Origin of the sequence: Pseudomonas sp. PDM14, assembly GCF_014851905.1 — a bacterium.
Lineage (GTDB): Bacteria > Pseudomonadota > Gammaproteobacteria > Pseudomonadales > Pseudomonadaceae > Aquipseudomonas.
This window is the reverse complement of the sequence record NZ_JACVAQ010000002.1, coordinates 648,988-670,954: the sequence shown is the minus strand read 5'-3', so window position 1 is coordinate 670,954 and position 21,967 is coordinate 648,988. Positions and strand designations below refer to the sequence as shown.

18 protein-coding genes are annotated in these 21,967 nt (G+C 64.5%); 9 read left to right on the top strand and 9 right to left on the bottom strand.

Annotation, left to right across the window (positions count from 1 at the left end; all coding sequences use genetic code 11):
- Positions 1-71 precede the first annotated feature (71 nt).
- Genes fabI through IB229_RS15725 form a run of 6 tightly spaced genes read right to left on the bottom strand, consistent with a single transcriptional unit; the run spans position 72 to position 8,279 of the window.
- Positions 72-866 (bottom strand): enoyl-ACP reductase FabI, encoded by a 795-nt coding sequence (gene fabI, locus IB229_RS15750; RefSeq protein ID WP_192330633.1) that lies wholly within the window; start codon positions 864-866, stop codon positions 72-74.
- Between the two features lie 17 nt (positions 867-883).
- On the bottom strand, positions 884-2,500 hold the full coding sequence (locus IB229_RS15745; protein ID WP_192330631.1) for an ABC transporter ATP-binding protein: 1,617 nt from the start codon (positions 2,498-2,500) through the stop codon (positions 884-886).
- Between the two features lies 1 nt (position 2,501).
- Complete coding sequence (locus tag IB229_RS15740; protein ID WP_192330629.1) at positions 2,502-3,521, bottom strand: ABC transporter permease; 1,020 nt, start codon at positions 3,519-3,521, stop codon at positions 2,502-2,504.
- Between the two features lies 1 nt (position 3,522).
- On the bottom strand, positions 3,523-4,608 hold the full coding sequence (locus IB229_RS15735; protein ID WP_192330627.1) for a microcin C ABC transporter permease YejB: 1,086 nt from the start codon (positions 4,606-4,608) through the stop codon (positions 3,523-3,525).
- Entirely contained in the window at positions 4,609-6,453 is a 1,845-nt protein-coding gene (locus IB229_RS15730; protein WP_192330625.1) for an extracellular solute-binding protein, read from the bottom strand.
- Complete coding sequence (locus IB229_RS15725) at positions 6,450-8,279, bottom strand: extracellular solute-binding protein (RefSeq protein ID WP_192330623.1); 1,830 nt, start codon at positions 8,277-8,279, stop codon at positions 6,450-6,452. The genes IB229_RS15730 and IB229_RS15725 overlap by 4 nt, the downstream gene beginning before the upstream one ends.
- 167 nt (positions 8,280-8,446) lie before the next feature.
- Here IB229_RS15725 and IB229_RS15720 point away from each other — a divergent pair, with 167 nt between their 5' ends.
- Entirely contained in the window at positions 8,447-9,868 is a 1,422-nt protein-coding gene (locus tag IB229_RS15720) for an HDOD domain-containing protein (protein ID WP_412547805.1), read from the top strand.
- Between the two features lie 9 nt (positions 9,869-9,877).
- Here the strand turns inward: IB229_RS15720 and IB229_RS15715 are convergent, their stop codons facing one another.
- Both IB229_RS15715 and gloB read right to left on the bottom strand, forming a co-directional pair.
- Positions 9,878-11,479: a LysM peptidoglycan-binding domain-containing protein gene (locus IB229_RS15715; RefSeq protein WP_192330619.1), complete on the bottom strand. Its 1,602-nt coding sequence runs from the start codon at positions 11,477-11,479 to the stop codon at positions 9,878-9,880.
- A 90-nt stretch (positions 11,480-11,569) separates the two neighbouring features.
- Positions 11,570-12,358 carry a hydroxyacylglutathione hydrolase gene (gene gloB / locus IB229_RS15710; protein WP_192330617.1) on the bottom strand — a complete coding sequence of 263 codons (789 nt, stop codon included), beginning with the start codon at positions 12,356-12,358 and terminating at the stop codon, positions 11,570-11,572.
- A gap of 77 nt (positions 12,359-12,435) precedes the next feature.
- Here gloB and IB229_RS15705 point away from each other — a divergent pair, with 77 nt between their 5' ends.
- From IB229_RS15705 to nudC, 7 genes are all read left to right on the top strand, one after another.
- Positions 12,436-13,194, top strand: coding sequence for a methyltransferase domain-containing protein (locus IB229_RS15705; RefSeq protein ID WP_192330615.1), 759 nt, complete (start codon positions 12,436-12,438; stop codon positions 13,192-13,194).
- A 98-nt stretch (positions 13,195-13,292) separates the two neighbouring features.
- Positions 13,293-13,748 carry a ribonuclease HI gene (gene rnhA, locus IB229_RS15700; RefSeq protein WP_192330613.1) on the top strand — a complete coding sequence of 152 codons (456 nt, stop codon included), beginning with the start codon at positions 13,293-13,295 and terminating at the stop codon, positions 13,746-13,748.
- Entirely contained in the window at positions 13,741-14,475 is a 735-nt protein-coding gene (gene dnaQ, locus IB229_RS15695) for a DNA polymerase III subunit epsilon (RefSeq protein WP_192330612.1), read from the top strand. The genes rnhA and dnaQ overlap by 8 nt, the downstream gene beginning before the upstream one ends.
- A gap of 122 nt (positions 14,476-14,597) precedes the next feature.
- On the top strand, positions 14,598-16,844 hold the full coding sequence (locus tag IB229_RS15690) for an Orn/Lys/Arg decarboxylase N-terminal domain-containing protein (RefSeq protein ID WP_192330611.1): 2,247 nt from the start codon (positions 14,598-14,600) through the stop codon (positions 16,842-16,844).
- A gap of 233 nt (positions 16,845-17,077) precedes the next feature.
- Positions 17,078-17,890: a crotonase/enoyl-CoA hydratase family protein gene (locus IB229_RS15685; protein WP_192330610.1), complete on the top strand. Its 813-nt coding sequence runs from the start codon at positions 17,078-17,080 to the stop codon at positions 17,888-17,890.
- 33 nt (positions 17,891-17,923) lie between these two features.
- Positions 17,924-19,597 (top strand): ferrous iron transporter B, encoded by a 1,674-nt coding sequence (locus IB229_RS15680; protein ID WP_192330609.1) that lies wholly within the window; start codon positions 17,924-17,926, stop codon positions 19,595-19,597.
- Positions 19,597-20,430 carry an NAD(+) diphosphatase gene (gene nudC, locus IB229_RS15675; RefSeq protein WP_192330608.1) on the top strand — a complete coding sequence of 278 codons (834 nt, stop codon included), beginning with the start codon at positions 19,597-19,599 and terminating at the stop codon, positions 20,428-20,430. The genes IB229_RS15680 and nudC overlap by 1 nt, the downstream gene beginning before the upstream one ends.
- Here nudC and IB229_RS15670 read toward each other — a convergent pair.
- On the bottom strand, positions 20,398-21,183 hold the full coding sequence (locus IB229_RS15670) for a TSUP family transporter (protein ID WP_192330607.1): 786 nt from the start codon (positions 21,181-21,183) through the stop codon (positions 20,398-20,400). The genes nudC and IB229_RS15670 overlap by 33 nt on opposite strands.
- A gap of 101 nt (positions 21,184-21,284) precedes the next feature.
- Here IB229_RS15670 and IB229_RS15665 point away from each other — a divergent pair, with 101 nt between their 5' ends.
- Complete coding sequence (locus IB229_RS15665) at positions 21,285-21,935, top strand: hypothetical protein (protein WP_192330606.1); 651 nt, start codon at positions 21,285-21,287, stop codon at positions 21,933-21,935.
- Positions 21,936-21,967: the final 32 nt, after the last annotated feature.

Sequence of the window (21,967 nt, the reverse complement as noted above, 5' to 3'; positions counted from 1 at the left end):
ACGCTCAGCTGCCCTCCGGGGCAGCGCAATAAAAAAGGCCGCTTAAAGCGGCCTTTTTATGGGTGGAAGAATCACTCTTCGATGTTACCCATCGCTGTGGTATTGAAGCCGCCGTCGACGTAGAGGATTTCACCGCTGATGCCCGAGGCCAGGTCGGAGCAGAGGAACGCGCCAGCGTTGCCCACTTCGTCGATGGTGACGTTGCGGCGCAGTGGGGTCTGTTTCTCGTTGGCGGCGAGCATCTTGCGGAAGCTCTTGATGCCGCTTGCGGCGAGGGTGCGGATCGGGCCGGCGGAGATGGCATTGACGCGGGTACCGTCCGGGCCGAGGCTGCCGGCCAGGTAGCGTACGCCGGCTTCCAGACTGGCCTTGGCCATGCCCATCACGTTGTAGTTCGGCATGGTGCGCTCGGCGCCCAGGTACGACAGGGTCAGCAGGCTGCCGTTGCGGCCCTGCATCAGTTCGCGGCCGGCCTTGGCCAGGGCGACGAAACTGTAGGCGCTGATGTCGTGGGCGATCTTGAAGCCTTCACGGGTGGTGACTTCGGTGAAGTCGCCGTCGAGCTGATCGCCGGGCGCGAAACCGACCGAGTGGACGATGCAGTCCAGGCTGTCCCACTTCTTGCCCAGCGCGGCGAAGGCGCTGGCGATCTCTTCGTCGCTGGCGACGTCGCAGGGGAAGCACAGCTCGGCGCTAGAGCCCCAGCCCGCGGCGAATTCCTCGACACGGCCCTTGAGCTTTTCATTCTGGTAGGTGAAGGCGAGCTCGGCGCCTTCGCGATGCATGGCGGCGGCGATGCCCGAGGCGATCGACAGTTTGCTGGCCACGCCAACGATCAGTACGCGCTTACCGGCGAGAAAACCCATGTGCTTGTTCCTTCTGGTTAGTCGACAGCGGCGGGGGCCAGGAAAGCAGCCTCCAGCAGTTGCCGGGTATAAACATGTTGTGGGGCGGCGAAAATCGCGTCAGCCGGGCCTTGTTCAACCACCTTGCCCTGTTTCACCACCATCAGCTGGTGGCTCAGTGCCCTGACCACCGCCAGATCATGGCTGATGAACAGGTAGGTCAGGTTGTACTTGGCCTGCAACGACCGCAACAACTCCACCACCTGACGCTGCACCGTACGGTCGAGCGCCGATGTGGGCTCATCCAGCAGGATCAGCGCCGGTTTCAGTACCAATGCCCGGGCAATGGCGATGCGCTGCCGTTGCCCCCCGGAAAACTCGTGGGGGTAGCGGTGCCGGGTTTCCGGGTCCAGACCTACCTCCTTGAGCGCGTCGATGACCGCCTGTTCCTGCTCCGCCTCAGTGCCCATGCGGTGGATGCGCAGGCCTTCGCCGACAATCTGCCCCACCGACATACGCGGACTGAGGCTGCCGAACGGGTCCTGAAACACCACCTGCATCTGCCGGCGCATCGGCCTTATGGCTTCCTGCGACAACCCGTTGAGCGCCTGGCCCTGAAAGCGGATTTCACCCTGGCTGGCAAGCAGACGCAGGATCGCCAGACCGAGGGTGGATTTGCCGGACCCGCTTTCGCCAACGATGCCCAGGGTTTGGCCCTGGGGCAGGCTGAAGTTGATTCCGTCCACCGCTTTCACATGGTCGACCGTACGGCGCAGCAGTCCTTTCTTGATCGGAAACCACACGCGCAGGTCGTCCACCTCCAACAGCGGTGCGCCGGCGGGCAAGGCCACCGGTTCGCCGCTGGGCTCGGCACCGAGCAGTTCCTGGGTATACGGATGCTGCGGGGCGCGGAACAATTCGTCACACGACGCCTGTTCGACGATGCGACCGCGCTGCATGACACATACGCGGTGGGCAATTCTTCTGACCAGATTGAGGTCGTGGCTGATAAGCAGCAGGGCCATGCCCAGGCGCGCCTGCAGTTCCTGGAGCAATTCGAGGATTTTCAGCTGCACGGTGACGTCCAGCGCGGTGGTCGGCTCGTCGGCGATCAGCAGCTCCGGCTCGTTGGCCAGGGCCATGGCGATCATCACCCGCTGACGCTGGCCGCCGGACAGTTCGTGCGGGTAGGCGCGCAGGCGCTTGTGCGGTTCGTTGATGCCGACCAGTTCGAGCAGCTCCAGGGTGCGGCTGGTTGCTGCCTTGCCGCTCAGGCCCTTGTGCAGGGCGAGCACTTCGGCGATCTGCTTGCCGATGGTGTGCAGCGGGTTGAGCGAGGTCATCGGCTCCTGGAACACCATGGCGATGCGGTTGCCACGGATGCCGCGCAGTCTGGCTTCCTTGAGTTTGAGCAGGTCCTGCCCGGCGTAGGTGATGCTGCCGCTGGGGTGTTGCGCGAGTGGGTAGGGCAGCAGGCGCAAGATCGAGTGGGCGGTGACCGACTTGCCCGAGCCGCTCTCGCCGACCAGGGCCAGGGTTTCGCCCTTGCGAATGTCGAAGCTGACGCCTTCGACGACGCGCTGGGCGTCGCTGCCGTTGACGAATTCGACGGCGAGGTCGCGCACTTCGATCAGGTTGGGATTGTCCGTGCTCATCTCATTTCCTCGGATCGAAGGCATCGCGGGCGGCTTCGCCGATGAACACCAGCAGGCTCAGCATCAGGGCCAGCACGGTGAACGCGCTGATGCCCAGCCAGGGCGCCTGCAGGTTGGATTTGCCTTGGGCCACCAGCTCGCCCAGCGACGGCGCGCCGGCCGGCAGGCCGAAACCGAGGAAGTCCAGCGCGGTCAACGTGCCGATGGCGCCGGTGAGGATGAAGGGCATGAAGGTCATGGTCGAGACCATGGCATTGGGCAGGATGTGGCGGAACATGATCGCGCCGTTGCCCATGCCCAGCGCGCGGGCGGCGCGCACGTATTCCAGGTTACGGCCACGGAGGAACTCGGCGCGCACCACGTCGACCAGGCTCATCCAGGAGAACAGCAGCATGATGCCCAGCAGCCACCAGAAGTTCGGTTGCACGAAGCTGGCCAGGATGATCAGCAGGTAGAGCACCGGCAGGCCCGACCAGATCTCCAGCAGGCGTTGCCCGGCCAGGTCGACCCAGCCGCCGTAGAAGCCCTGCAGGGCGCCGGCGATGACGCCGATCACCGAGCTGAGCAGGGTCAGCGTCAGGGCGAACAGCACCGACACGCGGAAACCGTAGATCACCCGGGCCAGCACGTCGCGGCCCTGGTCGTCGGTGCCCAGCCAGTTCTGCGCCGATAGCGGCGCGGGGGCCGGTACTTGCAGCTCGTAGTTGATGCTGGAGTAGCTGAACGGAATCGGCGGCCAGAGCATCCAGCCGTCCTTCTCGGCGATCAGCTCGCGCAGGTACGGGCTCTTGTAGTTGGCCTGCAGCGGGAATTCGCCGCCGAAGGCGGTTTCCGGGTAGCGCTTGACCACCGGGAAGTACCACTCGCCGTCGTAGCGCACCACCAGCGGCTTGTCGTTGGCGATCAGCTCGGCGCCTAGGCTGAGGATGAACAGGCCGAGGAACAGCCACAGCGACCACCAGCCGCGCTTGTGCGCCTTGAAACGGGCGAAACGGCGTTGATTGAGCGGGGAGAGCTTCATATCAATTCTCCCGGCTTTCGAAATCGATGCGCGGATCGACCAGGGTGTAGGCGATATCGCCGATCAGTTTCACCACCAGCCCGAGCAGGGTGAAGATGAACAGGGTGCCGAACACCACCGGATAGTCGCGGTTGATCGCTGCCTCGAAGCTCATCAGGCCCAGGCCATCGAGGGAGAAAATCACCTCGATCAGCAGGGAGCCGGTGAAGAAGATGCCGATGAACGCCGCGGGGAAGCCGGCGATGATCAGCAGCATGGCGTTGCGAAATACGTGGCCGTAGAGCACGCGGCTGTTGCTCAGGCCCTTGGCGCGGGCGGTGGTCACGTACTGCTTGCCGATCTCGTCGAGGAAGCTGTTCTTGGTCAGCAGGGTGAGGGTGGCGAAGTTGCCGATGACCAGGGCGGTCACCGGTAGCGCCAGGTGCCAGAAGTAGTCGAGGGCCTTGCCGGTCATGCTCAGTTCGGCGAAGTTACCCGAGGTCAGTCCGCGCAAGGGGAACCAGTCCCAGTAACTGCCGCCGGCGAACAGCACGATCAGCAGAATGGCGAAGAGGAAGGCGGGGATGGCGTAGCCGATGACGATGGCAGTGCTGGTCCAGACGTCGAAGGCGCTGCCGTGGCGGGTGGCCTTGGCGATGCCCAGCGGAATCGATACCAGGTAGGTGATCAGCGTGCTCCACAGGCCGAGGGAGATCGATACCGGCATCTTCTCGATGATCAGGTCGATCACGCTGGCGTCGCGGAAGAAGCTCTCGCCAAAGTCCAGTTGCGCATAGCTCTTGATCATCAGCCAGAAGCGCTCGGGGGCGGATTTGTCGAAGCCATACATACGCTCGATTTCCGCCACCAGGTCCGGGTCGAGGCCCTGGGCACCGCGGTAGCTGGAACCGGCCACCGCGACTTCGCCGCCGCCGCCGGAAATCCGCCCGGTGGCGCCGCCGGAGGCTGCGTCGAAGCCTTCCAGCTTGGCAATCATCTGTTCCACCGGACCGCCGGGGGCGGCCTGGATGATGATGAAGTTGATGATCAGGATGCCGAGCAGGGTCGGCAGTATCAGCAGCAGGCGGCGAACGATGTAGGCGAGCATTCAGTTCGCATCCTTGGCGGGTGCGTCACTGACCGGTTTTACGGCGCCGACCGGGCGTTCTTCCCACCAGCTCATCAGGCCGTAGTCGTACAGCGGCGTGGTTGTCGGGTGGCCGAAGCGATTCCAGTAGGCGATGCGCCAGGTGTCGACATAGTAGTTGGGGATCACGTAATGACCCCAGAGCAGGGCGCGGTCCAGGGCGCGGGCGTGGGTGATCAGCGCCTGGCGCGAGTCGGCGCGGATCAGGCCGTCCACCAGTTGGTCGATGGCCGGGTCGCGCAGGCCGATCAGGTTGCGGCTGCCGGGGTTGTCGGCGCTGCTGGAGTGCCAGAACTCACGCTGCTCGTTGCCGGGCGAGGTCGACTGCGGCCAGATCGACGAGGTCATGTCGAAGTCGCGCGAGCGCAGGCGGTTGATGTACTGCGAGGCGTCGACCCGGCGGATGTTCAGTTCGATGCCCAGTTCGGCGAGGTTGCGCTTGAGCGGCAGGATCACGCGTTCCAGGTTGGCCTGGGTGTTGAGGAACTCGAAGCTCAGTTGCTTGCCGCTGGCGTCGACCATCTTGTCGTTGTCGATGCGGTAGCCGGCCTCGGTCAACAGCTGGTAGGCGCGGCGGCTCTGTTCGCGGATGATGCCGCTGCCGTCGCTGACCGGCGGCTTGAATTCCTGGGTGAAGACTTCCGGCGGCAGCTTGTCGCGCAGTGGTTCGAGCAGTTTCAGCTCCTCGGCATCCGGCAGGCCTGTGGCGGCCATTTCCGAGTTCTCGAAGTAGCTGTGGGTGCGCTTGTACGCGCCGTAGAACAGCTGCTTGCTGGCCCACTCGAAGTCGAACAGCAGGGCGATGGCTTCACGCACGCGGCGGTCCTGGAACACCGGCTTGCGGGTGTTGAACACGAAGCCCTGCATGCCCACGGGGTTGTGGTTGGGGATGGCTTCCTTGACGAACTGACCGGCGCGCAGCGCTGGGGAGTCGTAGCCGGTGTTCCAGTCCTTGGCCGAGTATTCCAGGTTGGTGTCGAACTGCCCGGCCTTGAAGGCTTCCAGGGCGACCGACATGTCGCGGTAGTAGTCGACGTTGATTACGTCGAAGTTGTACAGGCCGCGCGAGACCGGCAGGTCCTTGCCCCACCAGTCCTTGACCCGCTCGAAGCGAATCGAGCTACCCGGCGAAACCTTGGCGATCTTGTACGGGCCGCTGCCCAGCGGGATTTCCAGGCTGCCCTTGCTGAAGTCGCGTTCGGCCCACCAATGCTTGGGCAGCACCTGCAGCTGGCCGAGGATCAGAGGTAGCTCACGGTTGCCGGTGTGCTTGAAGTCGAAGCGCACGCGTAGCTTGTCCTCGGCTTCGACCTTGGCCACGTCGGCGTAGTAGTGGCGGTATTGCGGGTGGCCTTTCTCGACCAGGGCGTTGAAGGTGAACACCACGTCGTCGGCGGTCACCGGACTGCCATCGTGGAAGCGCGCCTTGGGGTTGATGAAGAAGCGCACGTAGCTGTTGTCGGCGGGACGCTCGATCTTCTCGGCGAGCAGGGCGTACTCGGTGAACGGCTCGTCCTGCGAGTGGTAGGTCAGGCTGTCGTAGATCAGCCCCATCTGGTCGGCGGCATTGCCCTTGGGGATGAACGGGTTGAGGCTGTCGAAGCCGTTGAAGGCTGGCAGGCGCAGGGTGCCGCCCTTGGGCGCGTCCGGGTTGACGAAGTCGAAGTGGCTGAAGCCCTCGGCATACTTGGGCGGCTCGCCATACAGGGTCATCGCGGTTTGCGGGGCGGCCTGGCCGAGGCTGGCAAGCCCCAGCATCAGCAGACCGGTGCCGTGCAGGGCGAGGGCGCGCAGGGTGTTGCTCATGGTGCAATCTCCGTGGGTTTCAGCCACCAGGCCCGCAGACCGAGGGTGTAAGGCGGGGTAGTGACGAAGGCGAACCGATTGCGGTAGGCCAGGCGGTGATAATTGATGTACCAGTTAGGAATGCTGTAATGCTGCCAGAGCAGGGTCCGGTCGATGGCGCGGCTGGCGGCCACCTGTTGGTCGCGGGTCTGTGCGGCGAGGAGTTTTTCCAGCAGGTGGTCGACCACCGGGTGGGCGACGCCTGCATAGTTCTTGCTGCCCTTGATGCCGGCCTGGCTGGAGTGGAAGTACTGCCATTGTTCCAGGCCGGGGCTGAGCGTCTGCGGCAGGGTCATGAGGATCATGTCGTAGTCGAAATGGTCGAGACGCTGTTTGTACTGGGCGCGGTCCACGGTGCGCAAGACGACCTTGATGCCCAGGCTGGCGAGGTTCTCGCTGTAGGGCTGGAGAATGCGCTCCAGGTTGGGGTTGACCAGCAGTATCTCGAAACGCAACGGCTCTCCCTTGGCGTTCAGCAGTCCGCGGCTGGAGGGCTTCCAGCCGGCTTCGGCCAATAGACCGAGCGCGCGACGCAGGGTTTCGCGCGGGATGCCACGACCTTCGGTAGTGGGTACCTGGAAGGAGTCGCTGAACAGGCGCGGTTGCAGTTGCTTGCGGTAGGGCGAGAGCATCAGCCACTCGAGGCCTTCGGGCTTGCCGGTGGCGGCGAATTCGCTGTTCGGGTAGTAGCTGCTGGCGCGCTGGTAGGCGTTGTTGAACAGCGTGCGGTTGGTCCACTCGAAGTCGAACATCAGCGCCATCGCTTCGCGCACCGGGCGTTCGGCGAACACGCTGCGGCGGCTGTTCATGAACAGCGCCTGGGTCTGGGTGGGAATGCGGTGCGGGATCTCGGCACGGATCACGTCGCCGCGGGCGATGGCCGGGAAGCGATAGGCGGTCGACCAGTTCTTCGCCTGGTGCTCGATGTAGAAGTCGAACTCGCCGGCCTTGAATGCTTCGAAGGCGACATTGCTGTCGCGGTAGAAATCCACTTCGACGTGCTGGAAGTTGTACTTGCCACGGTTGACCGGCAGGCGCTCGCCCCACCAGTCCTTGACTCGCTCGAAGACCAGCCGTCGGCCCGGGTCGACCTTGCTTACGCGGTAGGGGCCGCTGCCGAGCGGCGGTTCGAAGCTGGTGGCCTTGAAGTCGCGGTCTTTCCAGTAGTGCTGCGGCAGCACCGGCAACTCGCCCAGGCGCAGGATCAGCAGCGGGTTGCCGGCGCGCTTGAAGACGAAGCGGATGCGGTGGCGGTTGAGGATGTCGACCCGCTGCACTTCCTGCAGGTTGGTGCGGTACTGCGGGTGTCCCTGCTTGACCAGCAGGCGATAGGAAAAGGCCACGTCGTAGGCGGTGATCGGCTTGCCGTCGTGGAAGCGGGCCTCCTTGCGCAGGTTGAATACCACCCAGCTGCGGTCTTCGCTGTATTCCACCGAGCGGGCGATCAGCCCGTAGCTGGAGGCCGGCTCGTCACCCGACGGGTCGTATTGGCCGGTGCCGGCCATCAGCGTTTCGTTGAGTTCGGTGACGCCGTACTGCAGGAAGTTGGGCGCGGCCGATGGGCTGCTGCCTTTGAAACTGTACGGGTTGAGGGTGTCGAATGTGCCGTAGGCCATCACGCGCAAGGTGCCGCCTTTGGGCGCGTCGGGGTTCACCCAGTCGAAATGGGTGAAGCTGGCAGGGTACTTGAGGGTGCCGAACTGGGCGTAACCGTGGCTTTCGCTGATCGTCGCGAAGGTGGGAAAGCTCATGGCCAGGCCAAGTATCAGCGGGAGCAGGGGACGCATTGGGCGCAAGGTCCAGTCCATGGCGGCTTTTCGGGCTTCTCGGGCGGTACAGTAACAGCTTGTATCCGCAGGAAAAAGAGTGCCTTTTCAGCTGGATGTGCCATCATTTTGATAACACGGAAACAAAATGAAATGAGGTGTTGGTCTTGGGTGAACGCAGTGTGGGTGTGCAGGCATGGATAGATCGTTTGAATCAGGCCGAATTACCCGCTCTAGCCGCGGTCGTCCAAGACTTGCATCGACTTTCCCAGGCCGACAAGTCGTCGGTCCAGCAACTGGCCGACGTGCTGCTGCGCGATGCCTCGCTGACCTCCAAGGTGCTGCGCGTCGGTAACAGCGCGTACTACAACCCGTCTCAGGAAGCCATCCGTACCATTTCGCGGGCCATCGTGCTGATCGGCTTCGACAACGTGCGCCTGATCGGCATGTCGGTCAGCCTGATCGACGGCCTGATGACCCGTGCGCCGCGCGAGCAGTTGCAGATGCTGCTGGCGCGCTCGTTCCACGCCGCCGTGCAGGCGCGCAACATCGCCGGCTACGTACTCACGCGCAATCAGGAAGAGGTGTTCATCGCGGCCTTGCTCAACCAGGTCGGCGAGCTGGCCTTCTGGGGCTGCGGTGGCGAGCAGGCGGATGAACTGGCCGCGGCGCTCGACCAGCCCGGAGTGAACCCCGACCATGCGGCGCGCGATGTCCTCGGCACCAGCTTCCGCCAGTTGACCCTGGGCCTGGTGAAAAGCTGGAACCTCGGCGAGATCGCCAGCCTGGCGCACAGCTCCAGCAGCCAGAACGATCCGGCGGTGCGTGCGGTGAGCCTGGGCGTGAAAATCAGTGAGGCGGCGCTCGACGGCTGGGATTCGCCCGCCATGGAAGCGCTGGTGGCGCAGATTGCCGACTTCACCGGCATCAGCCGCGAAGACGCGTTGCGCCAGATGCTGGAAAGCGCCGAGGAAACGGTCAAGGTGGCGACCACCTTCGGCGCCGGCAAGCTGTGCCGGCTGATCCCCAATACCGACCCCGAGCAGATCAAGCTGCAACAGCAGGAGCGCAAGGCGCGCCTGCTGCAACCGAACCTGTTGGTCCTGCAGCAGGCGCTGCAGGATCTCGGCATGATGGTCAGCAAGAAGGCCGATGTCGGCTTGATCCTCGACACGCTGCTCAAAGGCCTGCACCAGGGCGCCGGTTTGGAGCGGGTGATGCTGGCGGTGCTGGCCGACGGGCAGTCGCGCTTTCGCGCCAAGCGCGTGGTCGGCGAGGGCACGGAAACCTGGCTGGAGACCTTTCAGCTACCTGCCACCCAGCTCGAGCAGCCGCACATCTTCAGTTATGCGCTGCGCAACCGCGAGGCGTTATGGCTGGGCGTGCCGGCGAGCTACAACCTCAATGAGCTGGTCACGCTGCCGATGCGCCAGGCGTTGGGGCAGGGCATGTTCTTCATCGCGCCGATCCTGGCCGGCACGCGCGAGATCGGCGTGCTCTACGCCGATTGCCGGCTGTCCGGGCGAGCGCTGAAGCACGAGCAGTTCGTGGCCTTCCAGCGCTTCACCCAGCTGACCGGGCGCTGCCTGGAAGCGGTGAGCAAGCGCTGATCGGACCGGTCAGTTGGCGAGGTACAGGGTCAGGGTCTGGCCCGGCTTGAGTGCCTGGCCGCTACGCGGGTTCCAGCGCTGCAGGTGTTCCATCTCGACCTTGAAGCGGCGGGCGATCAGGTACATCGAGTCGCCGGCCTTGACCTTGTAGTAGGTCACCGACTGCCGGCCGTTGCTGGCTGGCGCTGCCGCCACCGAATTGCCGGTGCCGCCGCTCATGCCGCCGCCCTGGACCAGCAGCTCCTGGCCCAGGCTCAGCCTGCTGGTGGCACTCAGTTTGTTCCAGCGCTGCAGATCCTTGAGCGAGACCTTGTTGGCATTGGCAATCTGCCAGAGCGTGTCGCCGCTGCGCACGGTGTGGCGTCGTGCTGCACTGCTGGCCGGCGCTGCGGTGCTGGCGACCTGCTGATGCAGCGGCCGGCTCGGCTCGCTGCCACCCTCGGTGGGGATGCTCAACAGTTGGCCAACGCGCAGGTTGTTGCTCGGCAGGTTGTTGGCCTGCTTCAGGGTGGCGACCGTCAGGTGGTAACGGTTGGCGATGGTGTGCAGGTTGTCGCCGGGGCGCACGCGGTATTCCTGCCAGCTCACCAGTTGCTGCGGTGTCATCAGGGCCAGGTTGGCGCTGAGCAGTTCGGCCTTGCTGCTGGGCACCAGCAGGTGCTGCGGGCCATCCATGGTGATGCGCTTCTTGAAGGCCGGGTTGAGGTTGTACAGCTCGTTTTCGTCGATCTCGGCCATCTGCGCCACGCGCGACAGGTCCAGGCGCTGGGCAATGTTGATCTGCTCGAAGTACGGCTCGTTGGCGATCGGGCTCAGCGCCACGCCGTAGGCTTCCGGCGACATGACGATCTGCGACAGCGCCAGCAGCTTGGGCACGTAGTCCTGGGTTTCCTTGGGCAGCGGCAGGTTCCAGTAGTCGGTCGGCAGGCCGAGCTTCTGGTTGCGCTCGATCGCGCGGCTGACGGTGCCTTCGCCGGCGTTGTAGGCGGCGAGGGCGAGCAGCCAGTCACCGTTGAACATGTCGTGCAGGCGGCTCAGGTAGGTCATCGCCGCGTTGGTCGAGGCGGTGATGTCGCGGCGACCGTCGTACCAGTTGGTCTGGCGCAGGTTGAAGTGCTTGCCGGTCGACGGGATGAACTGCCACAGCCCGACCGCGTGGCTGCGCGAGTAGGCGAAGGGGTTGTAGGCGCTTTCGATCACCGGCAGCAGCGCCAGCTCCATGGGCATGTCGCGCTCTTCGAGGCGTTCGACCACGTAATGGATATAAAGGCTGCCGCGTTCGCTGGCGTTTTCGAGGAAGGAGGGGTTGCTGACGAACCACAGGCGCTGGTTCTCGATGCGCGGGTTGACGCCAATCGAGTCCTGCAGCTTGAAGCCGTCGCGCATGCGATCCCAGATGTCCACCGGGGGCTGCGTCTCGACGGCGGCGTTGAGCCACTCGGGCTCCTGCTGCAGGCTGACGGCGCGGTCGGTGTCGGCGCTGGTATCCACCGGAGCACTGTTGTTCATGCTCTGGCAGCCGCTGAGGCCGATGCACAGCATCACCGTCAGAGCCCTTGCTCGTCGTGCCAATGCCGCTGAATCAAGGGTTCCAAAAGGTAATAAAGGCATTGGTCTTTAGGATCGTCCGACACAAAAAGTGGGGCGATTCTAGGAACGGCCTGGGGGCTGGTCAAGTTTTCACCAGTCGGCCGTCCTGGCTCAATTGATACGAAATTCGTCCTTCCAGGCGCGCAGGCGAGCAAATACCTCGCTTGCACTGCGTGCGTGTGTGCCGTCCCGCTCGTCTATTTTTTTCCGTACCTCGGGCTCTTCACAGCGCAGGAACGGATTGCTGGCTTTCTCCAGGGCCAGGTTTGACGGCAGGCTGATGCGACCCTCGGCTCGCCAGGCCTCGACCTCGGCGAAGCGCGCGGCGATCTGCGCATTGTGCGGTTCCACCGCGCGGGCGAAGTGCAGGTTGCTCAGGGTGTATTCGTGGGTGCAGTAGACCAGGGTGCTGTCCGGAAGGTCGGCGAATCGTTGCAGCGAGTCGTGCATCTGTTGCGGCGTGCCTTCGAACAGACGTCCGCAGCCGGCAGCGAACAGTGTGTCGCCGCAGAACAGCCAGGGTTGTCCCTCCGCAGCGTGGTAGTAGGCGATGTGGCCGAGGGTGTGGCCTGGCACCAGCTGCACGGTGAAGTCGAGGCCCAGCACCTCGATGCGTTGGCCATCGTCCAGGGCCACGTCACGCTCGGGGATTTTCTCCAGCGCCGGCCCCCATACGCGGGCGCCGGTGGCGGCCTTGAGCGCCGACACGCCACCGACGTGATCGGGGTGGTGATGGGTGATCAGGATGTCGCTCAGACGCCAGTCGGGGTGTGCATCGAGCCAGGCCTGCACTGGCTTGGCGTCGCCTGGGTCGACCACGGCGCAGCGCCGGGTGGCCGAGTCCTGGATGAGCCAGATGTAGTTGTCGCTGAAAGCCGGGAGTGCGTCGATCTGAAACATTTTCTGGGGTCGCCAAGCTCGGAACATTGGCGCATCTTAGTCAGCAACTGCCTTGATTGGCCATGCAGGAGCACACCATGCGCGAAGAACCGTTCGCCCAGGCCGATGCGGACTGGCTGAAACTCACCCAGGATGCGCGCGAGTGGCTGGCGTCGCCGCTCGGCCAGTTGCTGCTCGACGAAGAGCGGCGGGCACTGGACGCCGAACTGGCGCGCTACTTCGGCGGTTACCTGGTGCATTACGGCCCGGCCGAGGCCACGCCACCCAGTGCGCCGCAGGTACGTTGCAACGTGCGCCTCGGTGCGCCGCTGGCGGGTGTGGACATCGCCTGCGAGGAGCAGGCCTGGCCGCTGGGTGAGCATGCCGCCGACGTAGTGGTGTTGCAGCACGGCCTGGATTTCTGCCTGTCGCCCCACGGCCTGTTGCGCGAGGCGGCGCAGAGCGTGCGTCCGGGTGGGCACCTGCTGGTGGTCGGGGTCAACCCGTGGAGTACCTGGGGGCTGCGTCACTACTTCGCCGGCGACGGTTTTCGCAGCGCCCGCTGCATCGCGCCGAACCGCCTGGCCGACTGGCTCAACCTGCTCGGCTTCGCGCTGGAGAAACGCCGCTTCGGGTGCTATCGTCCGCCGCTTGCTTCGGCAGCCTGGCAGTCTCGCCTGGCCCGGCTGGAGCGCTGGGGCGATGCCTGGCAGACGCCCGGCGGCGGCTTCTACCTGCTGGTGGCGCGCAAGCTGGTGATCGGCTTGCGCCCGCTGCGCCCGGTGCAACGCGCCACGATGGGCAAGTTGCTGCCAATGCCGGTGGCCAAGGTCAGCCGCCGCGATTCCGAACAATGACAGGCCGTTGAAAGCGCAGGCGATGCCGAATACCAGGCAGACGTTGCCGTATTGCCAGCGCAGATGGTTTTTAAGCAGCTTGATAGATAAAGCAGTCAATGAGCGAAGAACTAGTCGAGATCTACACCGATGGCGCCTGCAAGGGCAATCCCGGCCCCGGCGGCTGGGGGGCGCTGCTGGTCTTCAAGGGTGCCGAGAAAGAACTCTGGGGCGGCGAGCCCAACACGACCAATAACCGTATGGAGCTGATGGCGGCGATCTGCGCGCTGATCGCGCTGACCCGTCCCTGTTCCGTGCGCCTGGTCACCGACTCGCAGTATGTGATGAAGGGTATCCAGGAGTGGATGCCGAACTGGAAGAAGCGCGGCTGGAAGACCGCCGCCAAGGAGCCGGTGAAGAATGCCGACCTGTGGCAGGCGCTGGACGAGCAGGTCAATCGCCACCAGGTCGAGTGGAAATGGGTGCGCGGGCATACCGGCCATCCGGGCAATGAACGGGCCGACCAACTGGCCAACCGTGGCGTCGATGAAGTGAGGGGTGTGCAACGTGCGTAGTGTGGTTCTCGATACCGAAACGACCGGTATGCCGGTCACCGATGGCCACCGGATCATCGAGATCGGCTGCGTCGAGCTCGAAGGGCGGCGCCTGACCGGGCGGCATTTCCATGTCTACCTGCAGCCCGATCGCGAAATCGACGAAGGCGCGGTGGCGGTGCACGGCATCACCAGCGAGTTCCTCGCCGACAAACAGCGCTTTCGCGATGTCGCCGACGAATTCTTCGAGTTCATCAACGGCGCGCAGCTGATCATCCACAACGCGGCGTTCGACATCGGCTTCATCAACAACGAATTCGCCCTGCTCGGGCAGAGCGAGCGTGCCGAAGTTGCCGACTATTGCTCGGTGCTCGATACCCTGTTGATGGCCCGTGAGCGCCATCCGGGCCAGCGCAACAACCTCGATGCCCTGTGCAAGCGCTACGGTGTCGACAACTCCGGTCGCGACCTGCACGGCGCCTTGCTCGACGCCGAGATTCTTGCCGACGTCTACCTGACCATGACTGGCGGGCAGACTCACCTGTCCCTGGCCGGCGAGGGTGGCGATGGCAGTGGCCGCCAGGTGCCCAGTCCGATTCGTCGTTTGGCTGCTGGCCGTGCGCCGACCCGGGTGATTCGCGCCAGCGAGGAAGACCTCGCCGCACATGTCTCGCGTCTCGCCGCCATCGAGAAGTCTGCCGGCGCGCCAGCGTTGTGGATACAGCTGGAAGCCCCGGCCGAGGCCTGAGGTCGGGTTAAAGGTTGCCCAGGCGACCTTTTCTTACAGCTTGCCGCATGAGGGGTTCCGCCCGTTCGGGCGAACTTCTACCCTGAGGGGATAGGCCCGCGCCCACCCCTCAGGATCACGCCATGTACAAAGACCTGAAATTCCCCGTCCTCATCGTCCACCGCGACATCAAGGCCGACACCGTGGCCGGGGAGCGCGTCCGGGCGATTGCCCAGGAACTGAGTCAGGACGGTTTCAGCATCCTCTCCACGGCGACCTCGGCGGAAGGGCGTATCGTCGCTTCGACCCATCACGGCTTGGCCTGCATCCTGGTCGCCGCCGAAGGCGCCGGGGAAAACCAGCGCCTGCTGCAGGACATGGTCGAGCTGATCCGCATCGCTCGCGTGCGTGCACCGCACCTACCGATCTTCGCTCTGGGCGAGCAGGTGACCATCGAGAATGCGCCGGCCGAGGCGATGGCCGACCTCAACCACCTGCGTGGCATCCTCTATCTCTACGAAGACACCGTGTCGTTCCTCGCCCGCCAGGTTGCGCGAGCGGCGCACAGCTACCTCGATGGCCTGCTGCCGCCGTTCTTCAAGGCGCTGGTGCAGCACACCGCACAGTCCAACTATTCCTGGCACACGCCGGGGCACGGCGGCGGTGTCGCCTACCGCAAGAGTCCGGTGGGGCAAGCGTTCCACCAGTTCTTCGGCGAGAACACCCTGCGCTCGGACCTGTCGGTTTCAGTGCCGGAGCTGGGCTCGCTGCTCGACCACACCGGCCCGCTGGCGGAAGCCGAGGCGCGCGCGGCGCGCAACTTCGGCGCTGACCACACCTTCTTCGTGATCAACGGCACCTCGACCGCGAACAAGATCGTCTGGCACTCGATGGTCGGTCGCGACGATCTGGTGCTGGTCGACCGCAACTGCCACAAGTCGATCCTGCATTCGATCATCATGACCGGCGCGATCCCGCTGTACCTGTGCCCGGAGCGCAACGAGCTGGGCATCATCGGGCCGATTCCGCTGAGCGAGTTCAGCCGCGAGTCGATCCAGGCGAAGATCGACGCCAGCCCGCTGGCTCGCGGTCGTGCGCCGAAGGTCAAGCTGGCGGTGGTGACCAACTCGACCTATGACGGCCTCTGCTACAACGCCGAGATGATCAAGCAGACCCTCGGCGACTCGGTCGAGGTGCTGCACTTCGACGAGGCCTGGTACGCCTACGCCGCGTTCCACGAGTTCTACGCCGGGCGCTACGGCATGGGCACCAGCGAGGGCGAAAAGACCCCGCTGGTGTTCACCACGCACTCCACGCACAAGTTGCTGGCGGCGTTCAGTCAGGCATCGATGATCCATGTACAAGATGGCGGCCAGCGCCAGCTCGACCGTGACCGCTTCAACGAGGCGTTCATGATGCACATCTCCACCTCGCCGCAGTACGGCATCATTGCCTCGCTCGATGTGGCTTCGGCGATGATGGAAGGCCCGGCCGGCCGCTCGCTGATCCAGGAAACCTTCGACGAGGCGCTAAGCTTCCGCCGCGCTCTGGCCAACCTGCGCAAGAACCTGGCGGCGGACGACTGGTGGTTCAGCATCTGGCAGCCGCCGCAGCCCGAAGGCAGCGACGCGCCGCAGACCACTGGCGACTGGCTGCTGCAGCCGAATGCCGACTGGCATGGTTTCGGCGAGGTGGCCGAGGACTACGTGCTGCTCGACCCGATCAAGGTCACCCTGGTGATGCCGGGGCTGTCTGCCGACGGCGCGCTGGCCGAGTCCGGTATTCCGGCGGCGGTGGTCAGCAAATTCCTCTGGGAGCGCGGTCTTGTGGTGGAGAAGACCGGCCTGTACTCCTTTCTCGTGCTGTTCTCCATGGGCATCACCAAGGGCAAGTGGAGCACGCTGCTCACCGAGCTGCTGGAGTTCAAGCGCTCTTACGATGCCAACGTGCCGCTGCTCGACGCCTTGCCATCGGTGGCGCGCGAGGATGCCGCGCGCTACGCCGGCATGGGCTTGCGCGATCTGTGCACCCAACTGCACACCTGCTACCGCGAGAACGCCACGGCCAAGGCGCTCAAGCGCATGTACACGACGCTGCCCGAAGTCGCGGTGAAGCCGGCGGACGCTTACAACCAGTTGGTGCGTGGTGACGTCGAAGCGGTGCCGATCGAAGCGCTGCAAGGGCGCGTGGCGGCGGTGATGCTGGTGCCGTATCCGCCAGGCATTCCGCTGATCATGCCGGGTGAACGTTTTACCCCGGCGACCCGCTCGATCATCGAGTACCTGGCCTTCGCCCGTGCCTTCGACGAGCGTTTTCCCGGTTTCGACGCCGACGTCCACGGGCTGCAGAAAGAGGGCGGGCAGTACACCGTGGACTGCATCGCCGAGTGAGCCGCTCCGTGCGCTGTGCCGGCTGCGCAGTCCCCGATTTGCTCGTGATGCAGGTCGAGGCAGATCAACCGCTTAACCGAAGTTGGTCATAAAACGTCTCAACTCGGTGGGCGTGCCCTGCGTCACAGTGGCCAGCATCGACATTTGGTGCATGCTTGTTATAGTTGGGCGGTTAACCATAACAATATTTCCAAGCGCACCTCACTGCGCTTCTGCCTCCGAGGATGATCTGCGTGCCTGACTACAAAGCCTTTCGCGTCGAACTGACCGACAAGATTGCCCACGTGCAGATCAACCGCCCCGAGAAGATCAACGCGATGAACGCGGACTTCTGGACGGAGATCATCGATATCTTCCGTTGGGTCGACGACACCGATGAAGTGCGCGTGGCAGTGCTTTCGGGCGCCGGCAAGCACTTTTCCTCGGGCATCGACCTGATGTTGCTGGCCCAGGCCGGCAGCCAACTGGGCAAGGATGTTGGGCGCAACGCCGAAGCCCTGCGCCGTAAGATCCTCCAGCTGCAAGCCTCCTTCAACGCCGTCGACAACTGCCGCAAGCCGGTGCTGGCGGCGATCCAGGGTTACTGCCTGGGCGGCGCCATCGACCTGATTTCCGCCTGCGACATGCGCTATTCCACTGTCGATGCGCAGTTCTCCATCAAGGAAATCGACATGGGCATGGCCGCCGACGTCGGCACCCTGCAGCGCCTGCCGCGTATCATCGGTGACGGCATGATGCGCGAACTGGCCTACACCGGCCGCACCATCGACGGTGCTGAAGCCCTGCGCATTGCATTGGTCAACCGCACCTATGCCAGCCAGGAAGAACTGCTGGAAGGCGTGTTCGCCATCGCCCGCGAAATCGCCGAAAAATCGCCGATCGCCATTCGCGGCACCAAACACATGGTCCGCTACATGCGTGACCACCGGGTCGATGATGGCCTGGAATACATGGCGAACTGGAATGGCGCCATGTTGCAATCTGCCGATCTGCGCGTGGCCATCGCCGCGCACATGAGCAAGCAGAAAGCGGAATTCGCCGACTGATGCGGTACCAGCCTAGAGAGGTGCAGTAGGCCCATGGTCACTGGAGCGACATCCCTGAGCCTGGTGCGTGACGAGCTGTTCACGACCATGGAAGAGACCGAACAGAGTCTCGAACACTTCATTGCCGAACGGAACAACGGCAGCCTCCTGCAGCAAGCCGTGGAGAACCTGCAACAGGTGCGCGGTACGCTCAACCTGATCGAACTGGCTGGCGCCGAACTGCTGGCCCAGGAAGTGTTGCAGCAGGCGACCGACATTCCCGCCGGCGCCGGCGAAGAGCGCGACGTCCAGCTCTCGGCACTGAGCAACGCGCTGTATGTGCTGCGCCGCTACCTGGAAAACGTCGACGCGCATCGCCAGGAAATGCCCGAGTTGCTGCTCCCGGCGATCAACGACCTGCGCCAGGCCGGTGCCCAGCCGCCGCTGCCGGAAAGCTTTTTCTTCAGTGTGCGCCTCGATCAGGCGCGCCCGGCAGGCGTACCGGCTGTTGCCGAAGTACGGGCCGAAGACAGCCGCCGCCTGCGCCACATGTACCAGGTCGGCCTGCTTGGTTTCATCCGCGAAGACAACCCGCAAGCTGGTCTCAAGCTGATGCTGCGTGCCCTGGCGCGCCTGGACAGTCTGTACGCCGGGCAAGCCCGCGGGCGCCTGTTCTGGGTCGGTGCCGCCGCTGCGGAAGCACAGCTCGATGGCCAACTGCTGCTGCGCAAGACGCGCAAGCAACTGTTCTCGCGCCTGGATCGCGAGCTGAAGCAGGCCCTGGCCAACCCCGACTACGAAGCGCCGCGCAACCTGCTCAAGGAGTTGCTCTATCTGGTGGCCCTGGCCGACAGTCAGGGTCCGCAGGCCAGTTCGGTGCGCGACGTATTCGGCCTGAACGCGCTGCCATTCACCGACCACCTGCTCGACGAGGAATACCAACGCCTGTCCGGCCCGGGGCAGGGCGTGATGCGTTCGCTGTCGTCGGCGATCCGCGAGGAACTGGCCAGCGTCAAGGACCTGCTCGATCTGATCGAGCGCGGAACCGCGCAGCCGGACAGCTTCGCCAACCTCCACGCGCTGCTCGGCAAGATGGCCAAGACCCTCGGCATGGTCGGCCTCAGCTCGGCGGCCAATGCGCTGCAGGTGCAGTTGCCGGTCGTGGCGGGCTGGAGTGAAGAGTCTCCGGCAGCCAGTGCCGATCTGCACAAGCTAGCCGAGGCGGTGCTTTATGTGGAAAGCATGGTCGCCAGCCTGGAACGTGGCGAGCGTCGTGAGCAGCGTCCTGCTCCGGTCGAGCCAGGTCAGGAAGGCGAGGCCTTCGCCACGCACCAGCTGATCGAAGCGCGCATTGTCGTGGTCGACGAGGCGCAGGCCGGCCTGGCGCTGGCCAAGCGTGCAATCACCGCCTACCTGGAGTCCGAAGGCGAGAAGCTGCATCTGGCCAACGTGCCGTTCAGTCTGCAAGCGGTGCGCGGTGGCCTGTGGTTCCTCGGTCAGGAGCGTGCCGCTCGCTTGATTGGTGCCTGCGCCGACTACATCCAGCTGCAGATGATCGAATCCCGGCAGATGCCCTCCGAGCAGATGCTGGAAACCCTGGCCGACGCCTTGAGCAGCCTTGAGTACTACCTCGAAGGGGGAGCGGTGCTGCGTCCGGAAACCACGCCAAGCGTGCTCGACCTCGCCGAGGAAAGCGTGCGCGCGCTCGGCCTGTCGGTGGCCGCCTAATGCAGGACGGCTGGCAGACCACACCGCCGCTGAGCAATGAGCAGGCGGGCGGTTGGGCGGTGGTGCGTTGCGCTCAGGGCTTTCTGTCCGATGCCAATGGCGTGCTGTTTCCGCGCGACTGGCTGAAGCGCCAGGACCTGCCTATCGTCGGCGAGCACGGCCTGGGTCATTTCTCCGCCGACCCGGTGTGGTTGCTTGAATTGAGCCAGCCCGTCGAGATGCCCGGTTGTCAGTGGCTGGGCCTGCGGCAGGTCATGATGCAGGCCGACTACCCGACTTTCCGCATGCTCTCGTTTGCCGAGCAGGTGGGTAACTGGAGCAGTCAGCACCAGTTCTGTGGTCGTTGTGGCACGCGCAATCGCCAGGTGCCGGGGGAACGCTGCATGCGCTGCCCGGAGTGCGGCCTGGACAGCTATGCACGCATTTCGCCGAGCATGATCGTGCTGGTGACCCGCGGTGACGAGGTCCTCCTGGCGCGCTCTTCGCGTTTCGTGCAGGGCATGTACAGCACGCTGGCCGGATTCGTCGAGCCAGGCGAGTCGGCTGAGGAGTGCGTGGCGCGTGAAGTGCGCGAGGAAGTTGGTGTCGAGGTGCGCAACCTGCAGTACCTTGGCAGCCAGAGCTGGCCGTTCCCGCATTCGCTGATGCTCGGTTTCCACGCCGAGTACGCCGGCGGTGAGATCGTGCCGCAGCCGGACGAGATCGAAGACGCCGGCTGGTTCCACATCGAGCAGCTGCCGCCCTTGCCGATGGGTCGCTCGATTGCCCGCTACCTGATCGACCTCTACGTGGCGCGCCGCCTAGGCCTGGCCGAACCAGTGCTGCCACGCTAGACGCGCGGTCAACGCCAAGACCATCACGATGAACACCGGGCGGATGAACTTCGAACCGCCGCTGATGGCCGTACGCGCGCCGAGAAAGGCACCGCCCATTAGCGCGATGCCCATGCTGATGCCCAGTAGCCATGCCACCTGGCCGGTGATGATGAACACCACCAGTGCCATGCCGTTGCTGACGAAATTCATGCTGCGCGCCACGCCGCTGGCACGCAGCAGGTCGAGCGGATAGAGCAGCAGGGTGGTCACGGTCCAGAACGCGCCGGTGCCCGGCCCGACGACGCCATCGTAGAAACCCAGGCCGAGCCCTTGCGGCCATTGTCGACCCTGGGCGATGGGGATGTCGTCCTGCTGCTGGGTGTCCGGGGTGTTGCCGAACAGCAGGTACAGGCCGCAGGCGAAGACGATCACCGGCAGGATACGATTGAGCCACTCGGCCGGTAGCCAGTGGGCGAGCAATGCGCCGAGTGCCGCGCCAATGGCGGTAGCGATCAGCGCGTTGCGCCATTGCCCAGGGAAGAACAGCTTGCGGCGGTAGAAGGTGTAGCTGGCCGTGGCCGAGCCGAAGGTGGCGCACAGCTTGTTGGTGCCGAGCACCAGGTGTGGCGGCAGACCGGCGGTGAGCAGGGCGGGGATGGTCAGCAGGCCACCGCCACCGGCGATGGCATCGATGAAGCCGGCGGTGAATGCGACGAGAACGAGAATAACCAGAGTGAGTGGCTCGACGCCAAGCTCCAACGGAAAAGGCATAAAAAACTCGACATGGGTTCAATTGTGCGGGGCTGCCGCTGGCCGGCTGCTCGGCCTGCTGCGCATAATGCCGGCAATTTCACGGAGAAGGAATTGCACACATGCAGTATGACGGCCTGGCCTGGTTCGTTGGCCTGTTGGCAGTACTGGCGATTGTGGTGGCGGTACGCATCCTGTTCAACCGCAGCTGGTTCCTCGGCTGGCTGCGTGGCACGTTCGGCCTGGCCTTCCTGGCACTGGCCGCGCTGGTTGGCGTGGTGGCCTATGACCTGCTCAGCTACAGCCCACTGCCGGAAGACAAGCCGCTTCTGACCCTGAGCTTCAGTGCCGATGGCCCGCAGCGCTACCGCGTCAGCCTGCTGGAGGGCGGCGAGGAGCGGCAGGTGACCCTGGAAGGCGATCTCTGGCAGCTGGATGCGCGCCTGCTGCGCTGGAAGGGCCTGGCCTCGCTGATTGGCCTGCAGCCCGGTTATCGCCTGGAGAAACTCTCTGGCCGCTTCCTCGCCATCGAACAGCAGGAAAGCGCCCGCAATGCTCAGATCACCCTGGCGCAGAGCCCCTACGGCATCGACCTGTGGCGCTGGCTGCGCCTGGGCCAGCACGACCTGTTCCTGTTCGACCCGGAGGCCGCGCGGGTGACTTACCTGCCAATCACCGATGGCGCGATGTTCAACGTCACGCTAAGCCCGACCGGGTTGCTCGCCAAGCCGATGAACCAGGCGGCGAACCAGGCGTTGAAGGACTGGCAGTAAGCGCCAGGCAATGAAAAAGGGACCCGAAGGTC